The organism is Amycolatopsis silviterrae (assembly GCF_042684085.1).
Classification (GTDB): domain Bacteria; phylum Actinomycetota; class Actinomycetes; order Mycobacteriales; family Pseudonocardiaceae; genus Amycolatopsis; species Amycolatopsis silviterrae.
Genome location: NZ_JBHUKS010000018.1, coordinates 381,759 through 405,994, shown reverse-complemented (window position 1 = coordinate 405,994; position 24,236 = coordinate 381,759). Strand labels below are relative to the sequence as shown.

Sequence of the window (24,236 nt, the reverse complement as noted above, 5' to 3'; positions counted from 1 at the left end):
CCCGCCACCGTCAACCCCACCTGACCAGCACCAACAGGATGAAAAACCCCCAATGTGGCATTGGGTGCGTCTGACGCAACGAACGCCACATTGGGTGCATCCCCGGAGGGCGGGTTCGGTCCGTGAAGGACTCATTGAGGGAATCTAAGTACGTGAAGGGGCCCCTCACGGACTCCGCGGTGGCAGTTGGTCGTGAGGGGAACCCTGAGGGAATCAGAGTCCCTCAGGGTTCCCCTCACAGACTTGAATCAACGGGCATTCTGGGATTAATCGGGCATTTCATCTGCCGGGGAGTCCTTTATGGACGGTCGGCAGGCTGAGGTCACCGGCTTAGGTCGCTGGCATGGGGATCTAGGGCCCCGCACGGACCTCGTTGCCGGTCAGTCGCCTTCGATGACGTCTGGTTCTACGCCTAGATAGCCCGCGACCTGCTCTACCAGCACGTCGTGGACCAGGTCGGCCAGTTCCGACGGGTCTTTCGCACGTGCTTCCAGTGGTCGCCGGTACAGGACGATCCGTGCCCGCGTCGGCAGGCCGGTGCGGTCTACTCCGGCTGGGACCAGGCGTGATAGCGGCACGGCACCGTCGTGGAGTACGCCGTCTGCGGGGGCTCGGCCGTCCATGCGGACTTCGGGGACGTCGTCTACCGCTACGTCCAGCTTGGTCAGCTCGTGCCGCCAGCGGGCCTCGATGGGCTCCAGTGCGTCCAGGACCAGGGCGTCGAAGCGCTCCGCCCGGCTCGCCGCTGCGGGCAGGGACGCTGGGTAGAGCGTCCCGCGCAGGCCCCGGCCGTGCCGGTCCCGTCGCATTCGCTGCCGTTGTCGGTAGTCACGAGCCGTCGCCACCGCCCAAGTCTATGCGGTCGCCAGGGGGACGCGCGTGTCGCCGGTACTTCGCTTGCGGCGACGCGCTATCGTTTCGGATCGTGCGGAGCGTACGGAAATGTTCGCGAACGGGTTGCCTCGAACCCGCTGTCGCCACGCTCACGTATGCCTACCAGGATTCGACCGCGGTCGTCGGGCCGCTGGCCACCGCTTCCGAACCGCATTCCTACGACCTGTGCGAGGCCCACGCGCTGCGGCTGACCGTCCCGAAGGGCTGGGAAGTCGTGCGGCACGAGGGGGCCTTCGCCGCCCCGGAGCAGTCCGCCGACGAGCTGACCGCGCTGGCCGAGGCGGTTCGCGAGGCCGGTCGCTCCGACGTGCCCGCCGCGCAACCCGAGCCGGAAGGTCCCTCCGGCAGGCGCGGCCATCTGCGCGTCCTCCCGGGGCACGCCTGAGCGCTCCTCCCGCCCGGTAGGCTTTCGCCCGCGGCGCGAACGGGCGCCGCCACGAAAACTAGCGGCGGGGAGAAGGCGTGCCAGACCTTTCGGGCATCGTGAAGGCCTACGACATTCGCGGCGTGGTCGGCGAGCAGCTCGACGTCGCCCTCGTCCGGGACTTCGGGGCCGCGTTCGCGCTGCTCATCAAACCCGAGGCGCCGGCCGTGGTGATCGGCCACGACATGCGCGATTCGTCGCCGGAGCTGTCCTCGGCCTTCGCCGACGGGGTGACCTCCCAGGGCCTCGACGTGGTGTCGATCGGCCTGGCCAGCACCGACCAGCTCTACTTCGCCTCCGGTTCGCTCAACCTGCCGGGCGCGATGTTCACCGCGAGCCACAACCCCGCCAAGTACAACGGCATCAAGATGTGCCGCGCCGGAGCCTCCCCGGTCGGGCAGGACACCGGCCTCGCTGAGATCCGCGACACCGTCGAGCAGGGCGTCCCCGCCTTCGAGGGCCAGCGTGGCTCCGTCTCCGAGCGCGACGTCCTCAGCGACTACGCCGCCTACCTGCGCAACCTCGTCGACCTGTCCGGCTCGCGGCCGCTCAAGGTCGTCGTCGACGCCGGCAACGGCATGGGCGGGCACACCGTCCCGACCGTGTTCGAGGGACTGCCGATCGACGTCGTGCCGATGTACTTCGAGCTGGACGGCACCTTCCCGAACCACGAGGCCAACCCGCTCGACCCGGCCAACATCGTGGACCTGCAGGCCAAGGTGCGCGAGGTCGGCGCGGACGCCGGGCTGGCGTTCGACGGGGACGCGGACCGCTGCTTCGTCGTGGACGAGCGCGGCGAGCCGGTGTCGCCGAGCGCGATCACCGCGCTGGTCGCGGTGCGCGAGCTGGCGAAGGAGCCGGGCGGCACGGTCATCCACAACCTGATCACGTCGAAGGGAGTGCCGGAGATCGTCGCCGAGCACGGCGGCAAGCCGGTGCGCACGCGGGTCGGGCACTCCTTCATCAAGGCCGAGATGGCCCGCACCGGTGCGATTTTCGGCGGCGAGCACTCCGCGCACTACTACTTCCGCGACTTCTGGCGTGCCGACACCGGCATGCTGGCCGCGCTGCACGTCCTCGCCGCGCTCGGCGAGCAGAACGGCCCGCTGTCCGCGCTCACCCAGGACTTCTCGCGCTACGCGGCGTCCGGCGAGATCAACTCGACGGTCAGCGACCAGGTCGCGCGGATGCTCGCGGTGAAGGACGCGTACGCGGGCAAGTCCGGCGTCGAGATCGACGAGCTGGACGGGCTCACCGTGCAGCTTCCCGGCGGCGCGTGGTTCAACCTGCGTCCCTCCAACACCGAACCGCTGCTGCGGCTCAACGTGGAGGCCGCCGACCGGGCCGCCGTCGAAGCGCTCACCGCCGAGGTGCTCGCCCTTGTCCGAGCCTGACCGGCTGGCGCCGGATTGTGTCCGGAAGGCGCCCTCAACTCCCCAACGACGCGTGGTATGGAGGAACTATGGCCATCACGCTTGACGCACAGCTGCTGGAGATCCTCGCGTGCCCGTCGCCGGATCACGCGCCGCTGCGCCCCGGCACCCCGGACGACGCCGAGGCCGACGCGCTGACCTGCACCGAATGCGGCCGGGTGTACCCGGTCCGCGACGGGATCCCGGTGCTGCTGCTCGACGAGGCGACGCTGCCCGGCTCGGCCGGACCCGACGCTGACCACGGCGACAGTGCTTGACCATGCTTGACGATTCCCTGCTCGACGACTCCGCGCGGCTGGCCGACGCCGACCGCGCGGGGTTGCTGCGCGCTGCCGCCATGGCGGGCGCGCAGGTGCGGGCCACCGCGGAGGCGGCAGCCGAACTGGAGCTGAGCGAACGGCTGGACGTCGGCCGTCCGCGTTCGCTGGTGCTCATCGACCGGCCAGGGGTGAGCCGCACGCTCACCCGGCTGCTGGCCGCGCTGCTCACGCCGTCGTGCCCGGTGCCGGTCGTGGTGGCCGAATCGGTGCCTGCCTGGATCGGTGCGCTGGACGTGGTGTTCGCGCACACCGACGACGCGGGCGACCGCGAGCTGGCCGCTTCGCTGGAGCGCGCCGCCCGGTTCGGCGCGTCGGTGGTGCTGTCCGCGCCGGCGGAGGGGCCGGTCGCGGCGTCAGTGGCGGGCAAGGGCGTGCTGCTCGCGCCGCGCGTCCCGGTGCCGCCGGAGCTGGCGTTCCCGCGCGGGCTGGCCGCCGGGCTGCTCACCGCGAACGCGCTCGGCCTGCTGATCGCGGACGTGCAGGCGCTCGCCGACCAGCTCGACCTGGAAGCGGAGAAGGACTACCTGGCCCGCGAGTCGTTCGCCAATCCGGCGAAGGCGCTCGCGCTCCGGGTCGCGGACCGGGTGCCGCTGCTGTGGGGGCTCGACCCGGTCGCGGTGGCGGTCGGCGAGCACGCGGCGCACGCGTTCGCCGCGCACGCCGCGCTGGTGTGCGATGTTGAGGACTACCGGCAGGCGCTGGCCCGCCCGGCGTTGCGCCGGGTCGCACAATCGGGCGGCGTGGAGCGAGACATTTTCGCCGATCCGGACGACTCTCCTGGTGGAGTCGCCACCCGGGTGCTGCTGCTGTCGGTGCGGACCGGTCCGGCCACCGAGGCCGCCCGGTACCAGGCCGAGGAGTTCCTGCCCGGCGCGGACCTGATCGCGCCCGCCGAGGAGATCGAGGCGGACGAGATCGTCCGGGCCGCGGTGCTGGCGCTGCGGTTCGAGCTGGCCGCGGTGTACCTGGGACTGGCGGCGGGCAGCATCGGCGGGGCCGGGAGATACGAACCGGCCTCCGCCTGAGGGAGCAGGGGGGAACGCGGGCAGGCGGTTCCGCCGCCGCGTGCGTCGGCCCAGTGCCGACGGGAAGGATTGGGAGTTGACAGTGGAGCTGTTGCGCAACGCCGTACGGCCCTACGCCTGGGGATCGCGAACGGCCATCCCGCAGCTGCAGGGCCGTCCGGTGCCGGCGCCGCACCCCGAAGCCGAGCTGTGGATGGGAGCGCACCCGGGGGACCCGTCGCACGTGCTTGGCCCGGACGGCACCGAACTGAGCCTGCTCGAACTCGTCGACGCCGATCCGGTCGGCCAGCTCGGCGAGGACTGCGCACAGCGCTGGGGCAACCGGCTGCCGTTCCTGCTGAAGATCCTGGCGGCGGAGGAGCCGCTGTCGATGCAGGCGCACCCGTCGGCGGCACAGGCGGCGGAAGGACACGCGCGCGAGGAGAAGCTGGGCATCCCGCGCGACGCCTCGAACCGCAACTACCCGGACCCGACGGCGAAGCCGGAGCTGGTCTGCGCGCTGACGGAGTTCCACGCGCTGGCCGGCTTCCGCGACCCGCACCGCACGGTCAAGCTGCTGAAGGCGATCGAGACCCCCGGGCTGGGCAAGTACACCGGCCTGCTGGAAGCACAGCCGGACCCGGCCGGTCTGCGCGCGCTGTTCACCACGTGGATCACGCTGCCGCAGTCCGCGCTGGACGAACTGCTGCCGGAGGTGCTCGACGCGTGCGTCCGGCACGTCCAGGACCACGGCGAGTTCGCGACGGAATGCCGCACGATCCTGGAACTGGGCGAGACCCACCCGCGCGACGCCGGGGTGCTGGCCGCGCTGCTGCTCAACCGCCTGACCCTGCGCGCCGGCGAGGCGATCTACCTGCCTGCTGGGAACCTGCACCTGTACCTGCACGGCACCGCGGTGGAGATCCTGGCGAACTCGGACAACATCCTGCGCTGCGGTCTCACCCCCAAGCACGTGGACGTGCCGGAGCTGCTGCGCGTGGTCGACTTCGCGTGCGGGGAAATGCCGGTGCAGCACGGAGAATGCGCCGGTCAGCGGATGGCGGTCTACCACACGGACGCCCCGGAGTTCGAACTGTCGCGGGTCGAATGGGCTGCGGGTGACGACGCCGAGCTGGAGGTCGATTCGGCCGGGCCGCAGATCCTGCTGTGCACCGAAGGGGATCTGCTGGTGCTCGCGTCGGACGGCGAGCAGGTGGAACTGCGGCGGGGGCAGTCGGTGTGGCTGCCGGCTGCGGACCCGGCGGTGCGGATCCGGCCGGTGGGCGGGGTGCGGACGCAGCTGTTCCGGGCTACTGCCGGGGCATGCGAGTTGTGATCTGACCTGCCGGTTGTCAGGTCCGGTGCTCCCCGCCGCGAAGGCTCCTCTAGGCTCCCACCGGGCAATTCGGGCGCGAGCAGGGAGCGGGCAAGTGTCAACTGGCGGGGGAACCAAGGCGATCATCGCGGCGCTCGCCGCCAATGCCGGGATCGCGGTCGCGAAGTTCGTCGGCTTCGTGGTCACCGGGTCGTCGTCGATGCTGGCCGAGGCGGTGCACTCGCTGGCCGACACGTCGAACCAGGGGCTGCTGCTGCTCGGGCAGAAGACGTCCAAACGGCGCGCCACCCGTGAGCATCCGTTCGGCTTCGGCCGGGATCGGTACTTCTACTCGTTCATCGTCGCGCTCATGCTCTTCACGCTCGGCGCGGCGTTCGCGTTGTACGAGGGCATTCACAAGATCATCGAGCCGCAGCCGCTGGAGACGCCGGTCGTCGCGGTGATCATTCTGGTCGTCGCGATCTGCCTTGAGGGCTACAGCTTCTATACCGCGATGGGCGAGTCGCGCAAGATCAAGGGCAACGCGAGCTGGTGGCGGTTCATCCGCCAGGCCAAGGAGCCCGAGCTGCCGGTCGTGCTGCTGGAGGACTCCGGCGCGCTGCTCGGTCTCGTGTTCGCGCTGCTCGGGGTCGGGTTGTCGGTGCTGACCGGCGATCCGGTGTTCGACGGCATCGGCACGGTCCTGATCGGCGTGCTGCTCGGGGTCATCGCGATCATCCTGATCGTGGAGATGAAGAGCCTGCTGATCGGCGAGGGCGCGACCGAAACCGATCTCGCGACCATTGTGGACGAACTGGCCGCGGGCAAGGTCGAGCGCGTCATCCACATCCGCACCCAGTACCTCGGCCCGGACGAGCTGCTGGTCGCCGCGAAGCTCGCGCTCGTGCCCGGTCTCGACACCGCCGCGATCGCCGGCGCGATCGACGACGCCGAGGCCCGCGTGCGCGCGAAAGTCCCCGTCGCGACGCTGATCTACCTGGAACCCGACCTCGACCGCGAGGCGCGCTGACTGTCCGGGCAGCTGGCGCCCAACTGACACGCTAGGGTGGCGCCCGGTCCCCACGAAGGTCACCGCAGGAGGTCAACGTTGCCCGGCACTGGGTTGTGGCGCACCAAGTCAATCGAGCAGTCCATTTCGGACACCGATGAGCCGGAGACGAAACTCCGCAGAAACCTGAGCGCCTGGGACCTCACGGTCTTCGGCGTCGCGGTGGTCATCGGAGCCGGCATCTTCACGCTCACCGCGCGCACGGCGGGCGACTTCGCCGGTCCGTCGGTGTCCGTGGCGTTCGTGATCGCGGCGATCGCCTGTGCGCTCGCGGCGTTGTGTTACGCCGAATTCGCTTCCACCGTCCCGGTCGCGGGCAGCGCGTACACGTTCTCCTACGCCACCTTCGGCGAGTTCATGGCGTGGATCATCGGCTGGGACCTGATCCTGGAGCTGGCCGTCGGCGCCGCCGCGGTCGCCAAGGGCTGGTCGTCCTATCTGCAGACGGTGCTGGAGTACATCTTCGGCAAGGGAACCAAGACGTCGATCGATCTCGGCGGCGGTTTCGGCATCGACTGGGGTGCGTTCATCGTCGTGGCGGCGCTGGTGACGCTGCTGGTGCTCGGCACGAAGCTGTCTTCGCGGTTCTCGATGGTGATCACCGGCATCAAGGTCGCCGTCGTGCTGTTCGTCGTCATCCTCGGCTTCTTCTACATCAAATCCAGCAACTACACGCCGTTCGTCCCCGAGGGCAAGCCGGCCGGTTCCGGTTCCAGCGGCGTCGACCAGTCGCTGTTCTCGCTCATCGCGGGCGGCGGCAGCAGTTCGTTCGGCATCTTCGGGCTGCTGGCCGGCGCGTCGATCGTGTTCTTCGCGTTCATCGGGTTCGACATCGTCGCGACCACCGCGGAGGAGACCCGCAACCCGCAGAAGGCCGTGCCGCGCGGCATTTTCGGCTCGCTGGCGATCGTGACCGTGCTGTACGTCGCCGTGTCGCTGGTGGTCGTCGGCATGGTGCCCTACACCGAGCTTTCGACCTCCGCTGGCGACGGCAGCCACAAGACGCTCGCCACCGCGTTCTCCGCGAACGGCGTCGACTGGGCCGCGAACGTCATCTCCGTCGGTGCGCTGGCCGGTCTGACCACCGTCGTCATGGTCCTGATGCTCGGCCAGGTGCGGATCATCTTCGCGATGTCCCGCGACGGCCTCATGCCGCGTTCGTTGGCCAAGACGAGCGACCGCGGGACGCCGAAGCGCGCGACGCTCGTGGTCGGTGCGCTGGTCGCGGCGGGCGCGACGTTCTTCCCGGCCGACAAGCTCGAGGAAATGGTCAACGTCGGCACGCTGTTCGCGTTCATTCTCGTGTCCGCGGGTGTGCTGGTGCTGCGCAAGAGCCGCCCGGACCTGCCGCGCGCGTTCCGCGTGCCGGGTGTGTGGGTCATCGCGCCGCTGGCGATCCTGGCCTGCCTGTGGCTGATGCTGAACCTGACCGTGCTGACCTGGCTGCGGTTCGTCGCCTGGATGGTGCTCGGCGTGGTCATCTACTTCGCCTACAGCCGGCGGCATTCGCTGCTCGGGAAGCGGCAGTCGGGCGTGGAGCAGGGCGGGGTGGTTTCCGAACCCGCGCCGCCAGTCGCCGACTGACCTGTTTTAGCTGCTTAACGGCCCGTCGCCCCCTGTGGGCGGCGGGCCGTTTCGCGTGGCCGGACAGCCGGTGGTCACGGATGCGCAACTCGCGGATCTCGGTTCGGGCGGCGGCCCGGGCCCACCAGGGAAGGGTTCGGGAGGGTGCGATACCCTCCGCGTCGTCTTCCCTCTGACGGGTTAATCACTCTCGGGTAATTCGCACGAACAGTGGTCGGGGTTCCTACGGAGGGTCGCAGTTCTCCGCGTGTCTTATCCCCCGTTCGGATTTTTCCCTGAGGAGTAACTCCATGCCCATCAGCACCAGACTGCGCGCCGGTTTCACGGTCGCCGCGGTGGCCGGACTCGCCCTGCTCGGCACCGCGACCTCGGCGCTCGCCTGCACCACGGACGACGACCGGGCGAAGCCGGTCGAGGGCAACGCGACCACGTGCGTCCAGGCGAAGGTGCCCGGCGACCTGCTCGCCGAGGGCGACCTCACCGTCACCGGCGGCACCGCGAAGGACAAGTACCTGAACGTCACGGCCGTGCGCGAGGGCGTCACGGTCACCGCGATCGTCGTCAAGGGCGGCCCCGGCTACAACGTGTACGTGCCGGGCAAGAAGGGCATGTCGGCCACGCCGCCGTGGGAGAAGCTGCGCTCGCCGTTCAACCACGGCGACCAGGTGCCGACGATCAGCCACTGGTTCGCTTGTGGCACCAAGACCGCGCCGACCAAGCCGCCGGTTTCGGAGACGCCGACCACGACTCCGGGGCAGCCGACTTCGGAGGCTCCGACCACTACGCCGGGTGCTCCGACGTCCTCGGCTCCGAGTGGGGCGACTTCCGCGCCTGCTACCACCAGTGCTCCGGCTGTGGTTCCGGCTGGGAATCAGAATGGGACCGGTGGGGGGTTGGCGAACACTGGGTTCGACAACGCTTGGCTGTTCTGGATCGCCGGGGTGTTGATTGTGGCTGGTGGTGGGTTGCTGGTGCTGCTGAAGCTGCGTCGTCGGGGGAGCAACTGACGGTTGCGGTGGGGCACCCCGAAGCCCGAGTGTGCTGACGGTTCGGGGGTGCTTGTCAAGGCGGGAAAGATGCCTTGACAAGCACCCCCGAACCGCAGGGCGGCTTCGTATCGAGGTGCGGGGGAGGGCTGGGTGCCTGCCTTCATTGGGTGCATCGGGCGGCGGTTGTCCGTGAGGGGAACCCTGAAGGAATCAGAGTCCGTGAGGGTTCCCCTCACGGACTAGCGGGGGCGGGGTAGATCGCCGAAGAGGGAGCCTTGTTCGCCTAGCGTGCGGGTTCGGCCGTTCTGGCGGCCTAGGCCTGCGGCCATGGCGACTGCGTTGTCCCACTCGGGGTCGGCCAGATATTCGGTGTGTTTGAGGACTCCGGGGGCCCAGCGGTTGCGGCCGTCGGGGGCTCGCAGGGGGTCGGGGAGCCAGTGGTCGCCGCCCAGGACCAGGACTCCTGCGTCGTCCGGGGTGGTTTCCAGGGCTCCCCAGCCGCCTTCTGGCAGGAAGCCTTCGCCCAGTAGGTGACCGCCGCTGGTTTGGTGTCGCCAGGTGGTGACGCCGCCGCCGAAGATGTCGGTGCCTCGGCATAGTGCGCGCCAGCGGCCGTCCAGCGAGGAGAAGAGATCGGCCAGCGAATCTTGGGGCAGGACTGCCGGGAAAGCGCGCTGGTAACCCCATTGCAGGGGCGATCCGGCGGTGAGCAGGCCGACTCGGTCGCGTTCGTGTGGCGGGAGTTCGGCGCACAGTTGGGCGGCCGTCAGCACGGTGAGGATGCTGCCGAGATTCAGCCCGGACAGCACGACTCGCGTACCGGGTTCAGCCAGGTGTTCCTTCACCCGGTCCGCCAGTTCGGGAACCACCTTGAGCGCGTAGCACGGCGGTACTCCGGGGTGTGCTGCGCGCGGCCAGAACGACACGAGGTCGGCGAGGGCGCCTAGGTGTCGGCTTCGTTGGGGGGAACGTGCTGCGGAGTAGACCACTCGAAGCAGGCCAGCCGCGAGAGCGCCCAGTGCGAACACGCCGACTGCCGAGACCGGGGTGTACCAGCCTGGTTGCAGGTTGAAGCCGAACCGCACGACCAGCAGGGCGATCGCGCCGACGCACAGGCCCAGCGCGACGATCAGGGCCAGGTGGTGCAGGTGCCTGCGCTCCCAAGCCGAGCGTGCCCAAGCCCGGGCGGCGTCTTGTTCCTGTTGCTCGTCGTGCTCCATCAGTTCGACGATCGGAGGGATGCCGCGGCGGCGTCGGCGCAGCGGGACGGCGATCGCGTAGCCCGCGATGGCCAGCAGTGCCATCAGGCCGAGTCCGCCGCCCCACAGCACGGTGACCAGGTCGTACGTCGTGGGCAGGGCGAGGTTTTCGGTGCGGAGCAGTTTTCGGATGGCGATCGCCAGTCCGGCGCCGAAACCGCCGCCGAGCAGGCCGGCCAGTGCGAGGACCGGGGCTGCGGCCCAGCCGCCGAGCCATGGGCGGAGCCGGCGTGGGCGGTCTCGCCAGGCTGAGCGGGCCAGCAGTGCCGACGGGATGAGCGCGAGCGCGAACAGCAGGGTGACGACAATCAGCGAGCCGCCGAGACCTTCGACGGTGTTGTCGACGCCGGGCAGCCGGTTGTCCACCGGCTCGGCCAGCACGGCGGCGAAGATGACCAGGAGCGTCGCGAAGGTGACCAGGCTCCGGCGTGCGATGGGGCCGGTGTCGCTGCCGATCGCGCTCCCGATCAGGACGGCGAGCACCAGCGCGAGCGTGCAGATCCAGGCGACCAATCGGGGGATTTCGGTGGGCACGTGGAATGGTCCGCCGAGCAAGAGCAACGCGATGCAGGCGAGCGCGGCCACCGCGTGTGTCGCGGACATTCCGGGCGCTTCCGGGTCGGCGCGCAAGCGCATCGGCATGCCTTTGCGGCCGGGATGCTCGGGCGGGCGCACCCGCCAGTTCGTGGACGAGATCCGGTGCAGCGCGTACACCAGCGCCAGCAGCACCGCCACGCCGACGCCGATCCGCAGCGGTCCTTTGCGCAGCTCCGGGGGCACCAAGGTGAGGCAGGCGCGTCCGGGCGCGAGGCATTGCGTCGCGACGAGGTCCAGGATAGCCGCGGCGACCTGGCTGACCAGCAGCATGGTGAGCAGCACCGCGGCGATCCGCAGCAGGCCGCGGCACAGCCCGCCGAGCCAGCGGCCCCGGTGCACCGGCGGCAGCATCCAGAACGCGACGTTCGCCAGCGAGAACGGGAACAGCAGCGCCCACACGGCCTTCGCGACGCCGCCGGACGTCATGCCGCTCCACAGGTAGCCTTCGACGGTGCGCGGGATCGACCGGCCGAGCGCGGGCACCACCGGACCCGGTGCCGGGCGGCGCAGCCGGTCGGCCGGGCGCACCACGCGGCCGAGTCCGTCGCCGGCGACGTCGACGGTCTGGACCGTGTCGAGGAGCGTCTCGCCGCTCGTGCCCACGAGTCCGGACACCCTCATTTCGACGATGCGGGTGTCAGGGCCGGGGAGCGGGGCGGGCACGGTGGTTCTCTCCTCATCCGTTCGAGTCAGGGTCGAGCCGACAACGGTACTGTTCAGGTGCCATCAAACCTTGGAGGAACCGCACTATGACCCCCGAAAGCGTTGTCAAGCGGCACGACACCCGGGGCGGCCTCGAATTCGCCGTCGCCGATCTCGAGGCCGCTGAGTTCGGCCGGAAGGAAATCCGGCTCGCCGAGCACGAGATGCCCGGCCTGATGGCGCTGCGTCGCGAATACTCCGAGGTGTACCCGCTGCGTGGCGCGCGAATCGCCGGTTCGCTGCACATGACCGTGCAGACCGCGGTGCTGATCGAAACGCTGGTGGCGCTGGGCGCGGAGGTGCGCTGGGCTTCGTGCAACATTTTCTCCACGCAGGACCACGCCGCGGCCGCGGTCGTCGTCGGGCCGCACGGCACGGCCGAGGAGCCCAAGGGCGTCCCGGTGTTCGCGTGGAAGGGCGAAACGCTCGAGGAATACTGGTGGTGCACCGAGCGCATGCTCACGTGGGAGGGCGAAGGCCCGAACATGATCCTCGACGACGGCGGCGACGCCACCATGCTGGTGCACAAGGGTGCCGAGTACGAGAAGGCGGGCGTGGTCCCAGCCGCCGACGACGAGGACCCGGAGGAGTGGAAGGTCTTCCTGGAGCTGCTGCGTGCGTCGATTACGAGCACAGGGGCGGACTCCGGCAAGTGGACCGCCATCGGGCAGAGCGTCAAGGGCGTCACCGAGGAGACCACCACCGGCGTGTTGCGGCTGTACCAGCTGGCGGCCGCGGGTGAACTGCTGTTCCCGGCGATCAACGTGAACGACTCGGTGACCAAGTCGAAGTTCGACAACCGCTACGGCATCCGGCACTCGCTGATCGACGGCATCAACCGCGGCACCGACGTGCTGATCGGCGGCAAGGTCGCGGTGGTCTGCGGCTACGGCGACGTCGGCAAGGGCGCCGCGGAATCGCTGCGCGGCCAGGGCGCGCGGGTGATCATCACCGAGATCGACCCGATCTGCGCGCTGCAGGCGATGATGGACGGCTACGAGGTCAAGCGCCTGGAGACGGTGCTGGACGAGGGCGACATCTACGTGACCACGACGGGCAACAAGAACGTCGTGATGGTCGAGCACATGGCGCGGATGAAGCACCAGGCGATCGTCGGCAACATCGGCCACTTCGACAACGAACTGGACATGGCCGGCCTCGCCCGCTATCCCGGCGTGCGGCGGATCAACATCAAGCCGCAGGTCGACGAGTGGGTGTTCCCCGAGGGCAAGAGCATTCTCGTGCTGTCCGAGGGCCGGCTGCTGAACCTGGGCAACGCGACCGGGCATCCGAGCTTCGTGATGTCGAACAGCTTCGCGAACCAGGTCATCGCGCAGGTCGAACTCTTCACCAAGACCGAGGAGTACGACAAGGAGGTCTACCGCCTCCCGAAGAAGCTGGACGAAAAGGTGGCCCGGATCCACCTCGAGGCTTTGGGCGGCGAGCTGACGAAGCTGTCGAAGGAGCAGGCGGAATACATCGACGTGGATGTCGAGGGTCCGTTCAAGTCTGAGCACTACCGTTACTGATCGCTGACGCTTAAGCCGCCCCGGAATGCGTTTCGGGGCGGCTTTGGTGTTTCTAACGCGGATACCGCATCGTCAGCACCGCAGTAGCCGGTCCGCCAATTCCGCGGTAAATATGGTCCGTTTCCGCGATAAACGTATGCGTCCCGGCCGCCGAAACCGTCACCGGCGCGGAAACCGGCCCCACCTCCGCCGTTCCGGTCAGCACCGTCAGGACTTCCCGCACCCCCGCACTGTGCGGATGCGACACCTGCACTCGCTCGTGGATCGTCAGCCGGTAAACCTCGGTGACGCCGTCGGCGTCCTCCCAGCGGCCGAGCAGGGTCGCGGTCACGCTGTCGCCGTGGGCTTCGGCTACGCCGTCGTCGCCGAAGAGCAAGTCGCTCAACGGGATCGACAGCGCGGTGGCGATGGCGAACAGCGTGTCCAGCGTCGGGTTGCGGCGGCCGTTTTCCAGTTCCGACAGCGTTCCCTTGCCGAGGCCGCTGTCCGCGGCGAGCGTGGTCAGGCCGACGCCCGCGCGGGTGCGCAGGGTGCGGATGCGGGCGCCGACCGCGGCGGCGAGCGCGCGGCCGTCCGGGGCGGGTGACGTCGACACCCGGCCTAGTCTAGTGTTCTGTTTACAGAACAGCTGGAGGTGTGTATGTCGGCGATGCGAAATGTGCAGGACGCGCTCGACGAGGCGGGGGTCGCGGGGCAGGCGAGGGCGCTCCCGCAGTCCACGCGGACGGCGGCCGAGGCGGCGGACGCGCTGGGCTGTCCGGTCGGCGCGATCGCGAACAGCCTGGTGTTCATGGCCGACGACGCGCCGTTGCTGGTCTTGACCAGCGGTGCGCACCGGGTGGACGTCGAGGCGCTCGCCGCTCGGCTCGGGCGGGGCCGGATCCGCCGGGCCAAGCCGGACGAGGTGCGTGCGGCGACCGGGCAGGTGATCGGCGGGGTGTCGCCGGTCGGGCATCCGGCGCCGCTGGAGACGGTGGTGGACGAGGCGTTGCGGCAGTACGCCGAGGTGTGGGCCGCCGCGGGCACGCCGAACGCTGTGTTCCCGACGACGTTCGACGAGTTGGTGCGGATCACCAAGGGCACGCCGCGGCGAGTGGACGGGTAACGATCACGGCCGATGGCGGAAGCTGACGCGCATCAGCCGGCTGTCCGCCCAGTCTTCGAGCCGGGTCGGCCGGATGGTGCCGGGGTCGTGGGGCTGATTGAGATCCGCGACGATCTCCGCCAGCACGGCCTGACGTTCCGCTGGGCTGGTCACCGGCGTGGCCCGGGCGGGCAGATCCGCGCGGATCCCGTTCTTGAGGTGGAAGACGATGGCTCGCCGGACGTGGCTGGGCACATGGGTCGTGTCTGGAGTGCTCATGCGGCCTGAAGGGCGGGGCCGAGGAGGAGCCCGCCGTCGATGACGTACTCCGACCCCGTGATGAACGACGCGTCCGAGGACGTGAGGAACAGGAGCAGCCGGGTGACGTCGGCTGGCTCTCCGAGACGGGGGATGGCGAACGGCTCGGGCGAGTAGAAGTCGGCGATCGCCGCAGTGGCACCGGCTGCTGGTTCGTGGATGAAAGGGGTCGCGATCACGCCGGGGTGGATGGTGTTCACGCGGATGTGGTCGCGGCCGAGTTCGAGCGCTGCCGTTTGGGTGAGGCCTCGCACGGCCCACTTGCTGGCGACGTACGGCGCATAGTGCGCAGTGCCGCCCAGGCCCATGATCGAGGCGACATTGACGATGGCTCCCCCTCCTGCGCGGCGCAGGGCGGGGGTCGCGGTCTTGATGCCGAGGAAGATCCCGGTGAGGTTGACGTCGAGGATGCGCGACCACGTGGCCTGGTCCGTGTGCTCGATGGTGGCCGGCGGATTCTGTACGCCCGCGTTGTTGACGAGCACGTTTACGGCGCTGAAGGCACTCTCGGCGGCTAGTACGGCGGCGGACCACGAGCTTTCGTCGGTGACGTCGAGGCGGACGAAGCGAGCGCGGGGTCCGAGTTCATCGGCGAGAGCGGTGCCGCGTCGCGCGTCGATGCCGCCGATCACCACGTTCGCTCCCTCCGCGTGAAAGGCGCGTACGTGGCTTGAGCCCTGGCCGCCGGCTCCACCGGTCACGAGCACGGTCTGGTTGTCGAAGCGGGGCATCGAATGGTCCTTCGGTACATGGGTGGTGAGTCGGTCGACTCACCACCCATGACGCTAGGTCCCCGGCAGTGGCGAGTCAAGCCACTCACCTCGTATGCTCGGCCGATGAGCGGAGCCGTGCCGACGTATCACCAGCGCGTCGCCAAGGAAAAGCGCGCGCTGATCGTGGCGGCCGCGACCGCGCTGTTTCTCGAACTGGGCTACGACCGGACGTCGCTGGCGCGGATCGCGGAGTCCTCGGGCGTTTCTCGGGCCACCTTGTTCAAGCAGTTTCCGAGCAAAGCCGCCCTGTTCGACGCCATCGTGACCGAGTCATGGTCGACCGCCGACGAGGAGGACCCCCCGCCAGCGGGCAACGTCGTCGACGGGCTCGGCATCATCGGCCGCCGTTACGCGCAGCTGCTCGGCCGGGCCCAGATGACCGACCTGTTCCGGATCGTCATCGCGGAGCTGCCGCGGTTTCCCGAGCTGGCCCACGCGCAGTTCGCGCGCGGGAAGATGCCGTACTTCGAGTCCGTGCGCAGTTACCTGCTGGCCGAGCACGAGGCGGGAACGGTGCGGGTCGAGGACGCGGACCTCGCGGCCACCCAGTTCCTGGGCATGATCTCCAACTACGTCTTCTGGCCGACGCTCCTGGTGCCGGGCTGGGAGGTGAGCGCCGAACGCGTCGCTCAGGTAGTCGACGAGGCTGTCCGCACCATCGCCGCCCGGTACGCCGTGCATGGACCGGGGGCGTGAGTCAGTTCCATTCCACCGCGATGCCGGCCAGTCCCGGTCCGGTGTCGCGGAAATACCCGCTCGTGACGCCGCCGGTGTCGCACGGCAATTCCTCCGCCTCGACCGGCAGTGCGTCGTCGCGGGCGCGGACCTCCCGGGTGATCCTCGCGGGCATCGCGGTCGGCGCGAACTGCAGTTGCAGCAAATAGCTCGCGCATTGGTCGCGAAGCATCCGGTAGTACCCGGGGAACGTGACGGCGGAATTGTCGTGGATTTCAAAGCAGAATACGTGGATTTCGCCTTCGGCGAGCTTCCGGTCGAAAAGCAGTTCGGTCGCCATCGTCTCGCGCGCCGGGTGCCTGCGGATCCGGCCGACGCGGCAGCCTTCGGCGGTGATCAGCTCGACGTCGTCGATCCGGCAGCCGGGGTCGCCGTTGTAGACCGCCACGTACCGGTCCGGGCCGTGCCTGCGTGCCCGGGTGACCAGCCTGGTGCGGAATTTAACCTGATGTTTCTGCTCGTCGATGGTGATCTGGTCGTGCACCGACAGCATTTCCAGGTCGGAGTTGGACTGCCGGGACGCCGGTGCCGCGCCGAGGTCGCTCATCAGCTGTTCGACGATCGCGCCCATCTCGCCCGAGCGCAGGTCGTGGAACGACGCCGCCGCCTGGTGTCCGCGCGGACGGGCGGTGCGCGGGCCGATCAGCACCACCAGCGAGTCCGCCGGCAGTTGCAGCACCGACTCCAGCGCGCGGACCGCGGGCAGCGCCTTCGGCACCTCCGGCTGGCGGAGGCCGCGCTGCCAGTAGCTCAGCGTCGACTGTCCGATGTGGACGCCGCGAAGCGCGAGGTGCGCGCGCAGCCGGGCGAGCGACAGTCCGCGATGCGCGATCGCGAGCCGCAGCGCATGGTGGAACTCTCCGGAGCGCAGTGCTTCGCCAAGCTCGGGCGGCAGTTCACCCGCGCCGCGCCGGCCAGGTTCCATGATCAGTGGGCCATCCCCGTCTCGTGCCACCGCTGTCCCTTCAACGCCGCCCGTGCGCTGGGCGTGAATGCCGCGGAACGTTCACGTTAGCAGCGCGCGGTAACAGGTCCCGCCCCCGTTTGGTGTGCTTGGCCACGGAAGGGTAACCGTTCCGTGTTCCACCGCCGACCCGGAACACCCTCGTCGCCGGACAGGCATCTTGCTCCGCGTGATCGACCAGTTCACCGTTGTGACCACCACTGGCCACGTCTAGGCGGGAGGTGCGTCGTGGTGCTGGGGAAACCGAATCACGTGGGGAGCACTGCCGGGCGGGTCCGGCGGTCCTCGACCACTTGCCGAAGGCACGTTGGACGCTTGCTGCTCCTCGTGGCGTTCACGGGCCTGGCGTTGCCGGTGTCGGCTCCGGGCGCGGGCGCGGCGCAGCCCGCCGGCACCGGCAACGCCCACCTTGCGTCCGTGCCGCGCGGCGAGGTGGTGCCGAGGGACGGCCAAAGCACGCCGGCGCAGCCGCACGGCGACGACTGGATTCCGCTGCTCTGCCTCGCGGGGCTGCTGGTCGCGGTGCCGGTCGGCTACTTCGGCTACGTCCGCGCGCGCCGCGAGACGGCCTGAGGATCGCACCAAGTATCTTCGACCGCGTGGCGCGACTGGTCGTAATCGAAGGTCTGGACGGCGCGGGCAAGCGCACGCTGTCCGAGGGGCTCACTGCTGCGCTGGAAGAGGCGGGCGCGAGCGTCGGCAGCCTCGCCTTCCCTCGTTACGGCCGTAGCGTGCACGCCGATCTGGTGCGCGAAACGCTGCATCGCGGGCACGGTGACCTCGCCGATTCCGTGTACGGAATGGCGTTGCTCTACGCCCTCGACCGCAGCGGTGCGGCCGACGAGATCCGCGCGCTGCTCGACGCGAACGACGTCGTCCTGCTGGACCGCTACGTCGCCTCGAACGCCGCGTACGCCGCCGCGCGCCTGCGCGAACACGCCGATGGTGCTGTGGTGCAGTGGGTTTGGGACCTTGAGGTAGAGCGGTTCGGCCTGCCGCGACCGGACGCGCACCTGCTGCTCCGGGTGAGCCCGGAGGTCGCGGCCGAGCGGGCAGTGCGCCGGGCGGAGTCGGACGCGGACCGGGCGCGAGACGCGTTCGAGTCAGACGATTCGCTGCAACAGCGTTGCGCCGCGGTGTACGACGAACTGGCCGCGGCGTCGTGGCTCGCACCGTGGCATGTGCTGGACGGCGTGGCCGGCGTGGATCTGCCGATGCTGGCGAAGTCGCTGCTCGCTTAGCCCAGTGCGGCGGTGGCGGCGCGCAGTTCGTCCAGCGCTTCGACCGCCAGTTCGCCGAACTCCCGCCGGTTTCCTGCCTCGACCCATCGGTTGAACGCGATCCCGAACGCGAGGCAGCCCAATTCCGCCGCGACGGTCGCGGCCGGCTCTTCGACCGCGCGCGCGGCGAGTGCGTCGTGCATGGCCGCGACCAGCTTGGCGCGCTTGAGCAATTCGCGTTCGAGCAGATCGTTGTTCGCCGCCACGATCGGCTGCCGTTGCCGGGCCCGAGCCAGCCGCTCGCCGGTGAAATCCGCCGCCACGGCATCCAATGCCCCGGCGACCGCTTCGAACGGCGTCGCGTCCGCTGGCGTCCCGGCGACGCCTTCGGCGAACAGCTGGGCCAGTTCCTCCTGCCCGCCGAACAGCACCTCGCGTTTGTCGGCGAAATGGCGGAAGAACGTCCGCTTCGTGAGCCCGGCGCGTTCGGCGATTTCGGCGACCGTCGTTTCGTCGTAGCCGCGTTCGGTGAACAGGTCGAGCGCGGCTTCCGCCAAACGGTGGCGTGCGTTCGGTTCCCAGCGGCCCATGCCGTCCAGTCTAGGTGATGACACCCGATGACATCAGGCGTACAGTGATGGCACTAGGTGTCATCAACTGTGAAAGGACCGTCCATGCGGATTTTCGTCACCGGAGCCAGCGGCCACGTCGGCTCGGCGCTCGTCCCCGAACTCCTTTCCGCCGGGCACGAGGTCGTCGGCCTCGCCCGGTCGGACGCCTCCGCCGCGGCGCTCGCCGAACGCGGCGCGCGGGTGTGGCGCGGCGACCTCGACGATCTCGACGGCCTGCGCGCGGCGGCCGCCGAGGCGGACGGGGTCGTGCACCTGGCGTTCAAGCACGACCTGATGGCCAGCGGCCAGTTCGACGGCGCGGTCGAAGCGGATCTCGCCGCGCTGAAAGCGCTCGGCGAAACCCTCGCCGGCACCGGCAAGCCATTGGTCTCGACCTCGGGAACGATGATGTTCGCCGGGCTCGGCCGCACTCTCGCCGAGGACGACCGGCTCCCCGGCGGCGCGCGGGTCGACGCGGAGAACTACGTGTTCGGGCTCGCTGACCACGGGGTCCGGTCGTCAGTCGTGCGGCTGCCGCCGTCGGTGCACAGTTCGCTCGACAAGCACGGCTTCGTCCCGCTCATGATCGGTTTCGCCCGCGCGGCCGGGGTTTCGCCGTATGTCGGGGACGGGGCCAACCGCTGGTCCGCCGGCCACACGCTGGACGCGGCCCGGCTCTACCGGCTGGCGCTGGAGAAGGCTCCGGCTGGCGTCGCGCTGCACGCGGTCGGCGACGAGGGCATCTCGCTCTGGCAAATCGCCGAGACGATCGGCGCGCGGCTTGGTGTCCCGGCGAAGTCCATCACGCCGGAGGAAGCCGCGGCGCACTTCGCGTTCCTCGCACCGATGGTGCAGACCGGCGTCCCGGCCTCCGCCGCGCGCACTCGCGAACTGCTCGACTGGAAGCCGGAACACCCTGGCCTGCTTGAAGACCTGGCACAGGAGCACTACTTCGCTACCGCGTGAACCTCGCTGGATCGAACAGCGAGATCGGATGCCGCGTCGTGCCGTCGACGATCAGATCGGCGAGGATTTCCCCGATCACCGGCACGAACTTGAAGCCGTGTCCGGAAAAACCGCACGCCACCACTGCCCGGGGATGCTTCGGGTGCGGGGCGATGACGAAGTGCTCGTCCGGCGTGTTGGTGTAGAGGCAGGCCACTGCCCGGCGGAAGGTCGCCGGAAGCGTCGGCATCCGGGAGCCGACGACGGCCGCGACCGCGCTCACCTCGGAATCGTGCACGCGCCGGTCGATCGTGTCGGCAGTGCACGGCAGGCCGCCGATGTGTGAAGCGACTTTGACGCCTTGTGCGGTATGCGCGGGGAAACCGTAGAACTGGCCGCCGTCAGCCGTTTCCCAGATATACACGGGATGATCGGCGAACGCCCGGACGTCCGTCGGTTCGAACCAGTACTGGACCTGACGCTGCACCTCGAAGTCCACGCCTAGGTCGGCGAGCAGCACGGGTGCCCACGCGCCGGGACACAGCACGAGCCGTTCGGCGGTGTAGTAGCTCGAAGCGGTGCCGACGCGCACCCCGGTTTCCGTGCTGGTCCAGGTGAAAACCTGCTCCTCGTGGTGCAGTTCGGCGCCGTGGCGCGCGGCGAGTTGCAGATGCGCGGCGACGCTGCCTTCGGGCGACACGAAACCGGCACCTGGTTCCCACAGCGCCACCTCGTCCTCGGCCGGGGTGATGGTGGGGAACCGGTGCCGGATCTCGGGGGCGTCCAGGATTTCGTGCGGGATATCGAACTTCTCCGCGGAAAGCGTGCTGCCGGTGATGGTGCGCGACTCCGGCGGGCCGCCCATCACCGCGCCGCAGCGGGTGAACAGCGACCGTCCGGTGTCGCGTTCGAGTTCGTCCCACATCTCGTGCGCGCGAAGCAGCAGCGGTACGTAATCCGGACCTTCGAGGTAAGCCTGCCTCGTGATCCGCGAACCGCCGTGGCTCGAACCGAGGTTGTGCACCGGCGCGAACTGGTCGATCCCGAGCACCTTCTGGCCCCGTCGCGCCAGCCGGTAGGCAGCCGCGCTGCCCATGCCGCCGAGACCGATCACGATCACGTCGTAATGCGTCATTCACCGCTCCTCAACGGCTCCGCGGCCACCCGCGCCGCGAACCGTTCCCCGAAGTGCTCGATTTCCACCGGCGTGCGCGGCCGGGCGTCCTCGACGGGAAGCCAGGCGTGGGCCAGGTTTTTGTCGACGGTGTAGCCGTACGCGCCGCTCGTGACGTACCCCGCCGGACGGCCGTCGACGTACACCGGTTCCCGGCCCTGCAAGACGGAATGCGTGTCGTCGATGGTCAAACACACCAGTTTCCGGCGCACCGTTGCGCGAGAACGGTGGAGAAGCGTGTCGCGACCGAGGAAGTAGCCCTTGTCCATCCGCACCGCGAACCCGAGACCGGCCTCGTACGGATCGTGTTCAGTGGTCACGTCGATGCCGCATCTTCGGTGGCCTTCCTCCATCCGCAGGCTGCGCAGCGCGTCTTCACCGGCCGCGACGATCCCGTACGGCTGCCCGGCCGTCCAGAGCGCGTCCCACAGCGACCGGCCAAGGTCCGCACTGGTGTGCAGCTCCCAGCCGGGTTCGCCGACCTCCGACACGCGCAGCACCGTCACCGGCACGTCGCCGACGTACGTCCGCCAAGCCCGGGAGTCCGATGTGGACAGTTCGGGCAGCACCTGCGCGGCAAGCGGACCCCACAAGCCGAGACAGCAGGTGCCGCCGGTGGTCTCGCGCAGCTGGACCGACCCGTCGCCAGGCAGGTGCCGACGCAGCCAGGCGACATCCCGATGGTGCCGCGCGGCGACGTGGAACTGCTCCACGCCGAGCCGGGCCACGGTGAGATCGCTGCGGACCCCGCCGTCTTCGCCGAGCAGCAACGTGCCGGCGACCGACCCGGGCGGCCGGTCGAGCTGATTCGTGGTCATCGTCTGCAGGAACGGCAACGCGCCACGACCGGTGATCTCCAGCCGTCGCCGCGGGGTCAAGTCGAACAACGCCACCCGGCTGCGCGCCGCGACGGCCTCCGCGCGGCTGTCGGTGTACTGCTGCGGTCGCGCCCAGCCGTCTTCGTCGCGAAACTCCGCGCCCAGCGCGACTTCGCGTTCGTAGCAGGGCGTGGTCCGCAGCAGCTCCGTCGCTGGCCGCGGATGGCCCGCCGCCGTCAGGCTTCGTTCCCGCACGCGTCCGGGTGCGAGCTGCAGCCGGTCGAACCGTGCGAGGTCGACGGACTGCAGGTCGAGGTGCGCTTGCCCTTCGATCAGCCAACGCGCCAGCTCCCGCGCGACCCCGGCGGACCGCGCGCAGTCCACCGCCTCGGCGACCCAGAACCCGTCGAGGTCCGGGTGTTCGCCCAACAGCGGCAACCCGTCCGGCGTGCCCGGGACCAGCTGCCGGACGCCCTCCTCGACCTTCGCGTCCGCCAGCGCGGGCACCAATCCGAGCGCGGCCGTCCACGATTCCTCGAAGCCGGCTGGAGCGAACGCGGCATCGGTTTCGACCGGGCCCAGCGCGCTGATGCCCAGCCGGTCGACATGCTCGCGCAGCGACAGCCCGGCACCGCGCAAGATCGGTTTGTCCGCCTCGGTGAAGTGGTCGTTGTCCCCGGAGAGCTGCGCCAACGGCGTCGTGCGCGCGTGCTCGACGGCAATCGGCACCACCGGCACGGCGAGATCGACCATCCGGCCGAACTGCGGTCCGCGTACTCCAGCGCACGAGATGACCACGTCGGCACGGAACCGATCGGTCGCGGTTGCCACCGCGGTCACCCGGCCCGCGGTACGCACGATCTCGACAATCTCTTGTCCGGTAAGGAATTTCGCGCCCCGATCCTTGGCACGGCGGGCCTGGGCGAGCGCCGCGCGGACCGGTTTGACCAGTCCATCGCCAGGAATGTGCAGGCCGCCGAACACCTTCGCGGAGTCGAGCAGCGGGTGCAGCTGGGCGCATTCGCCCGGCTCGCGCAGATAGCCGCGCACCCCGGACGACGTCGCCCAGCCAAGCCGTTGCCGCAGCTGGCGAAGCTGCTCCGGCGTGGTCGCGAGTTCCAGGCTCCCGACGGGCTGGAAACACCAGCCGCCGTCGACCGTCAGCCCGCTGTACTTCTCCGCGGTGTACTTCGCGAACTCGGACGCCGTGCGGTCCTCGTGCGTGCGGAAGAGCAGCCCCGGCCCGGCGGAGGCGATCGCCGGTTCCGGTTCGAGCACGGTGACGTCCGTCCACCCGCGTTCGGTCAGCTCGTCGGCGACCGCGCAGCCGAGGAGCCCGGCGCCGATCACGACCACTCGCGGTCGCACTGCCATCGCGAGGTACCTCCTGCCTGCCGGCCGTCGCGCGGACGGCCCGGCTCGGGACGAGACAGGCATGCCGAACGGCCCGCCGGGGACGGGCGCGTTGCGGATGGAGATCGATGTTCCGTCTGCTGCAACTCACAAATTGCGGGATCGCGGGCGCGCTGTCAAGAGAGCCGCCGCGGCCGGGAGGTCACGCGGAAAAGTAGCCGAGCTGAGCGGAAAGCTCCCGCGCCGCGTCGGCCATCGGCGCGACGATCTGCCGGATGCGCTGCTTCGACAACCGGTAGGACGGGCCGGACGCGCTCATCGCCGCGACGACGTCGCCGCCGGGCCCGCGCACCGGCACCGCGACCGCGTGCATGCCGAGCTCCAGCTCCTCGAAGCAAGCCGCGTACCCGTCCTCGGCGACGCGGTCCAGCTCCGCCGCCAGCTCGTCCCGGTCGACCGTGGTGCGCGGCGTGTACTGCTCAAGCTCGTGCGCGAGCGCGCGCTTGCGCCCGGCGTCGTCCATCGCGGCCAGCAGCACCTTGCCACTGGAGGTGGCGTGCAGCGGCGTGCGCTGCCCGGTCCAGTTCTGCGTGGTGATCGCCGCCGACCCGCGGGCCTGGCTGATGTTGATCGCGACGCCGTCGTCGGCGATCGCGATGTTGACCGTCTCGCCCAGCTCCTCGGCGAGCGACTGGCAGGTCTGCCTGCCGAGCTTCGCCAGGTCCATCCGGCCGGTCGCGGCACCGGCCAGCCGGACCACGCCGAACCCGATCGCGTACTTGCCGCGTTCGCCGAGCTGCTCGACCATTCCGTGTGCTTCCAGGACACTGAGCAGCCGGGACGCGGTGGACTTGTGCACGCCCAGCTCGCCGGCGATCTCGGTGATGCCGGTTTCGCCGTTGCGAGCCAGCAGCTCCAGGACGGTGATCGCCCGGTCGACGGACTGCACCGCGCTTCCCGTTGCGTTTCCCGAGTCCTGGTTCCGCATAGCGCAACAGTAACCGCTCGGCTGCGATCTGTTCGGCTGAGCGGGCGAATCGGCCCTCCCCCGGACGCGGGACGCCGCCGGATGGCCCAACCGGGTCGGTGATCTTGATCTTTCCGGTGGTCAAACGCGCGGGT

Annotated in this window: 24 protein-coding genes; 14 read left to right on the top strand and 10 right to left on the bottom strand. The window is 69.7% G+C overall.

Features of this window, described 5'->3' with window-relative positions; translation table 11 throughout:
* Nucleotides 1-380: 380 nt before the first annotated feature.
* Entirely contained in the window at nt 381-809 is a 429-nt protein-coding gene (locus tag ACFSVL_RS27220; RefSeq protein WP_182890259.1) for a metallopeptidase family protein, read from the bottom strand.
* A 116-nt stretch (nt 810-925) separates the two neighbouring features.
* On the opposite strand from ACFSVL_RS27220, the gene ACFSVL_RS27215 reads away from it, so the two are divergent.
* From ACFSVL_RS27215 to ACFSVL_RS27180, 8 genes are all read left to right on the top strand, one after another.
* Entirely contained in the window at nt 926-1,279 is a 354-nt protein-coding gene (locus ACFSVL_RS27215; protein ID WP_378308388.1) for a DUF3499 domain-containing protein, read from the top strand.
* 77 nt (nt 1,280-1,356) lie between these two features.
* On the top strand, nt 1,357-2,712 hold the full coding sequence (locus tag ACFSVL_RS27210) for a phosphomannomutase/phosphoglucomutase (protein ID WP_378308387.1): 1,356 nt from the start codon (nt 1,357-1,359) through the stop codon (nt 2,710-2,712).
* A gap of 68 nt (nt 2,713-2,780) precedes the next feature.
* A complete protein-coding gene (locus ACFSVL_RS27205) occupies nt 2,781-3,008 on the top strand; it encodes a Trm112 family protein (RefSeq protein ID WP_101437810.1) in 228 nt (75 codons plus the stop codon).
* Between the two features lie 2 nt (nt 3,009-3,010).
* Entirely contained in the window at nt 3,011-4,096 is a 1,086-nt protein-coding gene (locus tag ACFSVL_RS27200) for a hypothetical protein (protein ID WP_378308386.1), read from the top strand.
* Nucleotides 4,097-4,178: 82 nt separating this feature from the next.
* Nucleotides 4,179-5,411, top strand: coding sequence for a mannose-6-phosphate isomerase, class I (manA, locus tag ACFSVL_RS27195; protein WP_378308400.1), 1,233 nt, complete (start codon nt 4,179-4,181; stop codon nt 5,409-5,411).
* A gap of 94 nt (nt 5,412-5,505) precedes the next feature.
* Nucleotides 5,506-6,420, top strand: a complete 915-nt coding sequence (locus ACFSVL_RS27190; RefSeq protein WP_378308385.1) for a cation diffusion facilitator family transporter — start codon at nt 5,506-5,508, stop codon at nt 6,418-6,420.
* Between the two features lie 78 nt (nt 6,421-6,498).
* Nucleotides 6,499-8,043 (top strand): amino acid permease, encoded by a 1,545-nt coding sequence (locus ACFSVL_RS27185; protein WP_378308384.1) that lies wholly within the window; start codon nt 6,499-6,501, stop codon nt 8,041-8,043.
* 290 nt (nt 8,044-8,333) lie between these two features.
* Nucleotides 8,334-9,050, top strand: coding sequence for an LPXTG cell wall anchor domain-containing protein (locus ACFSVL_RS27180; RefSeq protein WP_378308383.1), 717 nt, complete (start codon nt 8,334-8,336; stop codon nt 9,048-9,050).
* A 221-nt stretch (nt 9,051-9,271) separates the two neighbouring features.
* On the opposite strand, the gene ACFSVL_RS27175 is transcribed toward ACFSVL_RS27180, so the two are convergent.
* Nucleotides 9,272-11,509 carry a hypothetical protein gene (locus tag ACFSVL_RS27175; RefSeq protein ID WP_378308399.1) on the bottom strand — a complete coding sequence of 746 codons (2,238 nt, stop codon included), beginning with the start codon at nt 11,507-11,509 and terminating at the stop codon, nt 9,272-9,274.
* 128 nt (nt 11,510-11,637) lie between these two features.
* Between ACFSVL_RS27175 and ahcY the strand changes: the two genes are divergently transcribed.
* Nucleotides 11,638-13,119 (top strand): adenosylhomocysteinase, encoded by a 1,482-nt coding sequence (gene ahcY, locus ACFSVL_RS27170; protein ID WP_378308382.1) that lies wholly within the window; start codon nt 11,638-11,640, stop codon nt 13,117-13,119.
* A gap of 52 nt (nt 13,120-13,171) precedes the next feature.
* Here the strand turns inward: ahcY and ACFSVL_RS27165 are convergent, their stop codons facing one another.
* Nucleotides 13,172-13,714, bottom strand: coding sequence for a helix-turn-helix domain-containing protein (locus ACFSVL_RS27165; protein WP_378308381.1), 543 nt, complete (start codon nt 13,712-13,714; stop codon nt 13,172-13,174).
* A gap of 45 nt (nt 13,715-13,759) precedes the next feature.
* Here ACFSVL_RS27165 and ACFSVL_RS27160 point away from each other — a divergent pair, with 45 nt between their 5' ends.
* Nucleotides 13,760-14,224: a YbaK/EbsC family protein gene (locus ACFSVL_RS27160; RefSeq protein ID WP_378308380.1), complete on the top strand. Its 465-nt coding sequence runs from the start codon at nt 13,760-13,762 to the stop codon at nt 14,222-14,224.
* Between the two features lie 3 nt (nt 14,225-14,227).
* Here the strand turns inward: ACFSVL_RS27160 and ACFSVL_RS27155 are convergent, their stop codons facing one another.
* Nucleotides 14,228-14,482, bottom strand: coding sequence for a hypothetical protein (locus ACFSVL_RS27155; RefSeq protein WP_378308379.1), 255 nt, complete (start codon nt 14,480-14,482; stop codon nt 14,228-14,230).
* Nucleotides 14,479-15,252 carry a glucose 1-dehydrogenase gene (locus tag ACFSVL_RS27150; RefSeq protein WP_378308378.1) on the bottom strand — a complete coding sequence of 258 codons (774 nt, stop codon included), beginning with the start codon at nt 15,250-15,252 and terminating at the stop codon, nt 14,479-14,481. Before ACFSVL_RS27150 ends, ACFSVL_RS27155 begins: the two co-directional genes overlap by 4 nt.
* Nucleotides 15,253-15,357: 105 nt before the next feature.
* Between ACFSVL_RS27150 and ACFSVL_RS27145 the strand changes: the two genes are divergently transcribed.
* Nucleotides 15,358-15,990, top strand: a complete 633-nt coding sequence (locus ACFSVL_RS27145) for a TetR/AcrR family transcriptional regulator (RefSeq protein ID WP_378308377.1) — start codon at nt 15,358-15,360, stop codon at nt 15,988-15,990.
* A 1-nt stretch (nt 15,991) separates the two neighbouring features.
* Here ACFSVL_RS27145 and ACFSVL_RS27140 read toward each other — a convergent pair whose 3' ends face one another.
* Nucleotides 15,992-16,954, bottom strand: coding sequence for a hypothetical protein (locus ACFSVL_RS27140; protein WP_378308376.1), 963 nt, complete (start codon nt 16,952-16,954; stop codon nt 15,992-15,994).
* 354 nt (nt 16,955-17,308) lie between these two features.
* Here ACFSVL_RS27140 and ACFSVL_RS27135 point away from each other — a divergent pair, with 354 nt between their 5' ends.
* Both ACFSVL_RS27135 and ACFSVL_RS27130 read left to right on the top strand, forming a co-directional pair.
* Nucleotides 17,309-17,566, top strand: coding sequence for a hypothetical protein (locus ACFSVL_RS27135; RefSeq protein WP_378308375.1), 258 nt, complete (start codon nt 17,309-17,311; stop codon nt 17,564-17,566).
* A 26-nt stretch (nt 17,567-17,592) separates the two neighbouring features.
* Nucleotides 17,593-18,234 carry a dTMP kinase gene (locus tag ACFSVL_RS27130; RefSeq protein ID WP_378308374.1) on the top strand — a complete coding sequence of 214 codons (642 nt, stop codon included), beginning with the start codon at nt 17,593-17,595 and terminating at the stop codon, nt 18,232-18,234.
* Here ACFSVL_RS27130 and ACFSVL_RS27125 read toward each other — a convergent pair.
* Nucleotides 18,231-18,803, bottom strand: a complete 573-nt coding sequence (locus tag ACFSVL_RS27125) for a TetR/AcrR family transcriptional regulator (protein WP_378308373.1) — start codon at nt 18,801-18,803, stop codon at nt 18,231-18,233. The genes ACFSVL_RS27130 and ACFSVL_RS27125 overlap by 4 nt on opposite strands.
* Before the next feature lie 84 nt (nt 18,804-18,887).
* Here ACFSVL_RS27125 and ACFSVL_RS27120 point away from each other — a divergent pair, with 84 nt between their 5' ends.
* Nucleotides 18,888-19,790: an SDR family oxidoreductase gene (locus tag ACFSVL_RS27120; protein WP_378308372.1), complete on the top strand. Its 903-nt coding sequence runs from the start codon at nt 18,888-18,890 to the stop codon at nt 19,788-19,790.
* Here ACFSVL_RS27120 and solA read toward each other — a convergent pair.
* From solA to ACFSVL_RS27105, 3 genes are all read right to left on the bottom strand, one after another.
* Nucleotides 19,780-20,904, bottom strand: coding sequence for an N-methyl-L-tryptophan oxidase (solA, locus tag ACFSVL_RS27115; RefSeq protein WP_378308371.1), 1,125 nt, complete (start codon nt 20,902-20,904; stop codon nt 19,780-19,782). The two genes, ACFSVL_RS27120 and solA, sit on opposite strands and share 11 nt — an antisense overlap.
* A complete protein-coding gene (locus ACFSVL_RS27110) occupies nt 20,901-23,135 on the bottom strand; it encodes an FAD-dependent oxidoreductase (protein WP_378308370.1) in 2,235 nt (744 codons plus the stop codon). The genes solA and ACFSVL_RS27110 overlap by 4 nt, the downstream gene beginning before the upstream one ends.
* A gap of 181 nt (nt 23,136-23,316) precedes the next feature.
* The gene (locus ACFSVL_RS27105; RefSeq protein WP_378308369.1) at nt 23,317-24,102 is read right to left on the bottom strand and encodes an IclR family transcriptional regulator; all 786 of its coding nucleotides are present in this window, start codon (nt 24,100-24,102) and stop codon (nt 23,317-23,319) included.
* Nucleotides 24,103-24,236: the final 134 nt, after the last annotated feature.

Bases quoted from the DNA above. Each gene is read 5' to 3' on its own strand.
- ahcY (WP_378308382.1), top strand. From the start codon at position 11,638: ATGACCCCCGAAAGCGTTGTCAAGCGGCACGACACCCGGGGCGGCCTC.
- ACFSVL_RS27220 (WP_182890259.1), bottom strand. From the start codon at position 809: ATGCGACGGGACCGGCACGGCCGGGGCCTGCGCGGGACGCTCTACCCA.
- ACFSVL_RS27205 (WP_101437810.1), top strand. From the start codon at position 2,781: ATGGCCATCACGCTTGACGCACAGCTGCTGGAGATCCTCGCGTGCCCG.
- ACFSVL_RS27160 (WP_378308380.1), top strand. From the start codon at position 13,760: ATGTCGGCGATGCGAAATGTGCAGGACGCGCTCGACGAGGCGGGGGTC.
- ACFSVL_RS27110 (WP_378308370.1), bottom strand. From the start codon at position 23,135: ATGGCAGTGCGACCGCGAGTGGTCGTGATCGGCGCCGGGCTCCTCGGC.
- solA (WP_378308371.1), bottom strand. From the start codon at position 20,904: ATGACGCATTACGACGTGATCGTGATCGGTCTCGGCGGCATGGGCAGC.
- ACFSVL_RS27145 (WP_378308377.1), top strand. From the start codon at position 15,358: ATGAGCGGAGCCGTGCCGACGTATCACCAGCGCGTCGCCAAGGAAAAG.
- ACFSVL_RS27140 (WP_378308376.1), bottom strand. From the start codon at position 16,954: ATGGAACCTGGCCGGCGCGGCGCGGGTGAACTGCCGCCCGAGCTTGGC.
- ACFSVL_RS27120 (WP_378308372.1), top strand. From the start codon at position 18,888: ATGCGGATTTTCGTCACCGGAGCCAGCGGCCACGTCGGCTCGGCGCTC.
- ACFSVL_RS27125 (WP_378308373.1), bottom strand. From the start codon at position 18,803: ATGGGCCGCTGGGAACCGAACGCACGCCACCGTTTGGCGGAAGCCGCG.
- ACFSVL_RS27180 (WP_378308383.1), top strand. From the start codon at position 8,334: ATGCCCATCAGCACCAGACTGCGCGCCGGTTTCACGGTCGCCGCGGTG.
- ACFSVL_RS27200 (WP_378308386.1), top strand. From the start codon at position 3,011: ATGCTTGACGATTCCCTGCTCGACGACTCCGCGCGGCTGGCCGACGCC.
- ACFSVL_RS27175 (WP_378308399.1), bottom strand. From the start codon at position 11,509: ATGAGGGTGTCCGGACTCGTGGGCACGAGCGGCGAGACGCTCCTCGAC.
- ACFSVL_RS27155 (WP_378308379.1), bottom strand. From the start codon at position 14,482: ATGAGCACTCCAGACACGACCCATGTGCCCAGCCACGTCCGGCGAGCC.
- ACFSVL_RS27150 (WP_378308378.1), bottom strand. From the start codon at position 15,252: ATGCCCCGCTTCGACAACCAGACCGTGCTCGTGACCGGTGGAGCCGGC.
- ACFSVL_RS27105 (WP_378308369.1), bottom strand. From the start codon at position 24,102: ATGCGGAACCAGGACTCGGGAAACGCAACGGGAAGCGCGGTGCAGTCC.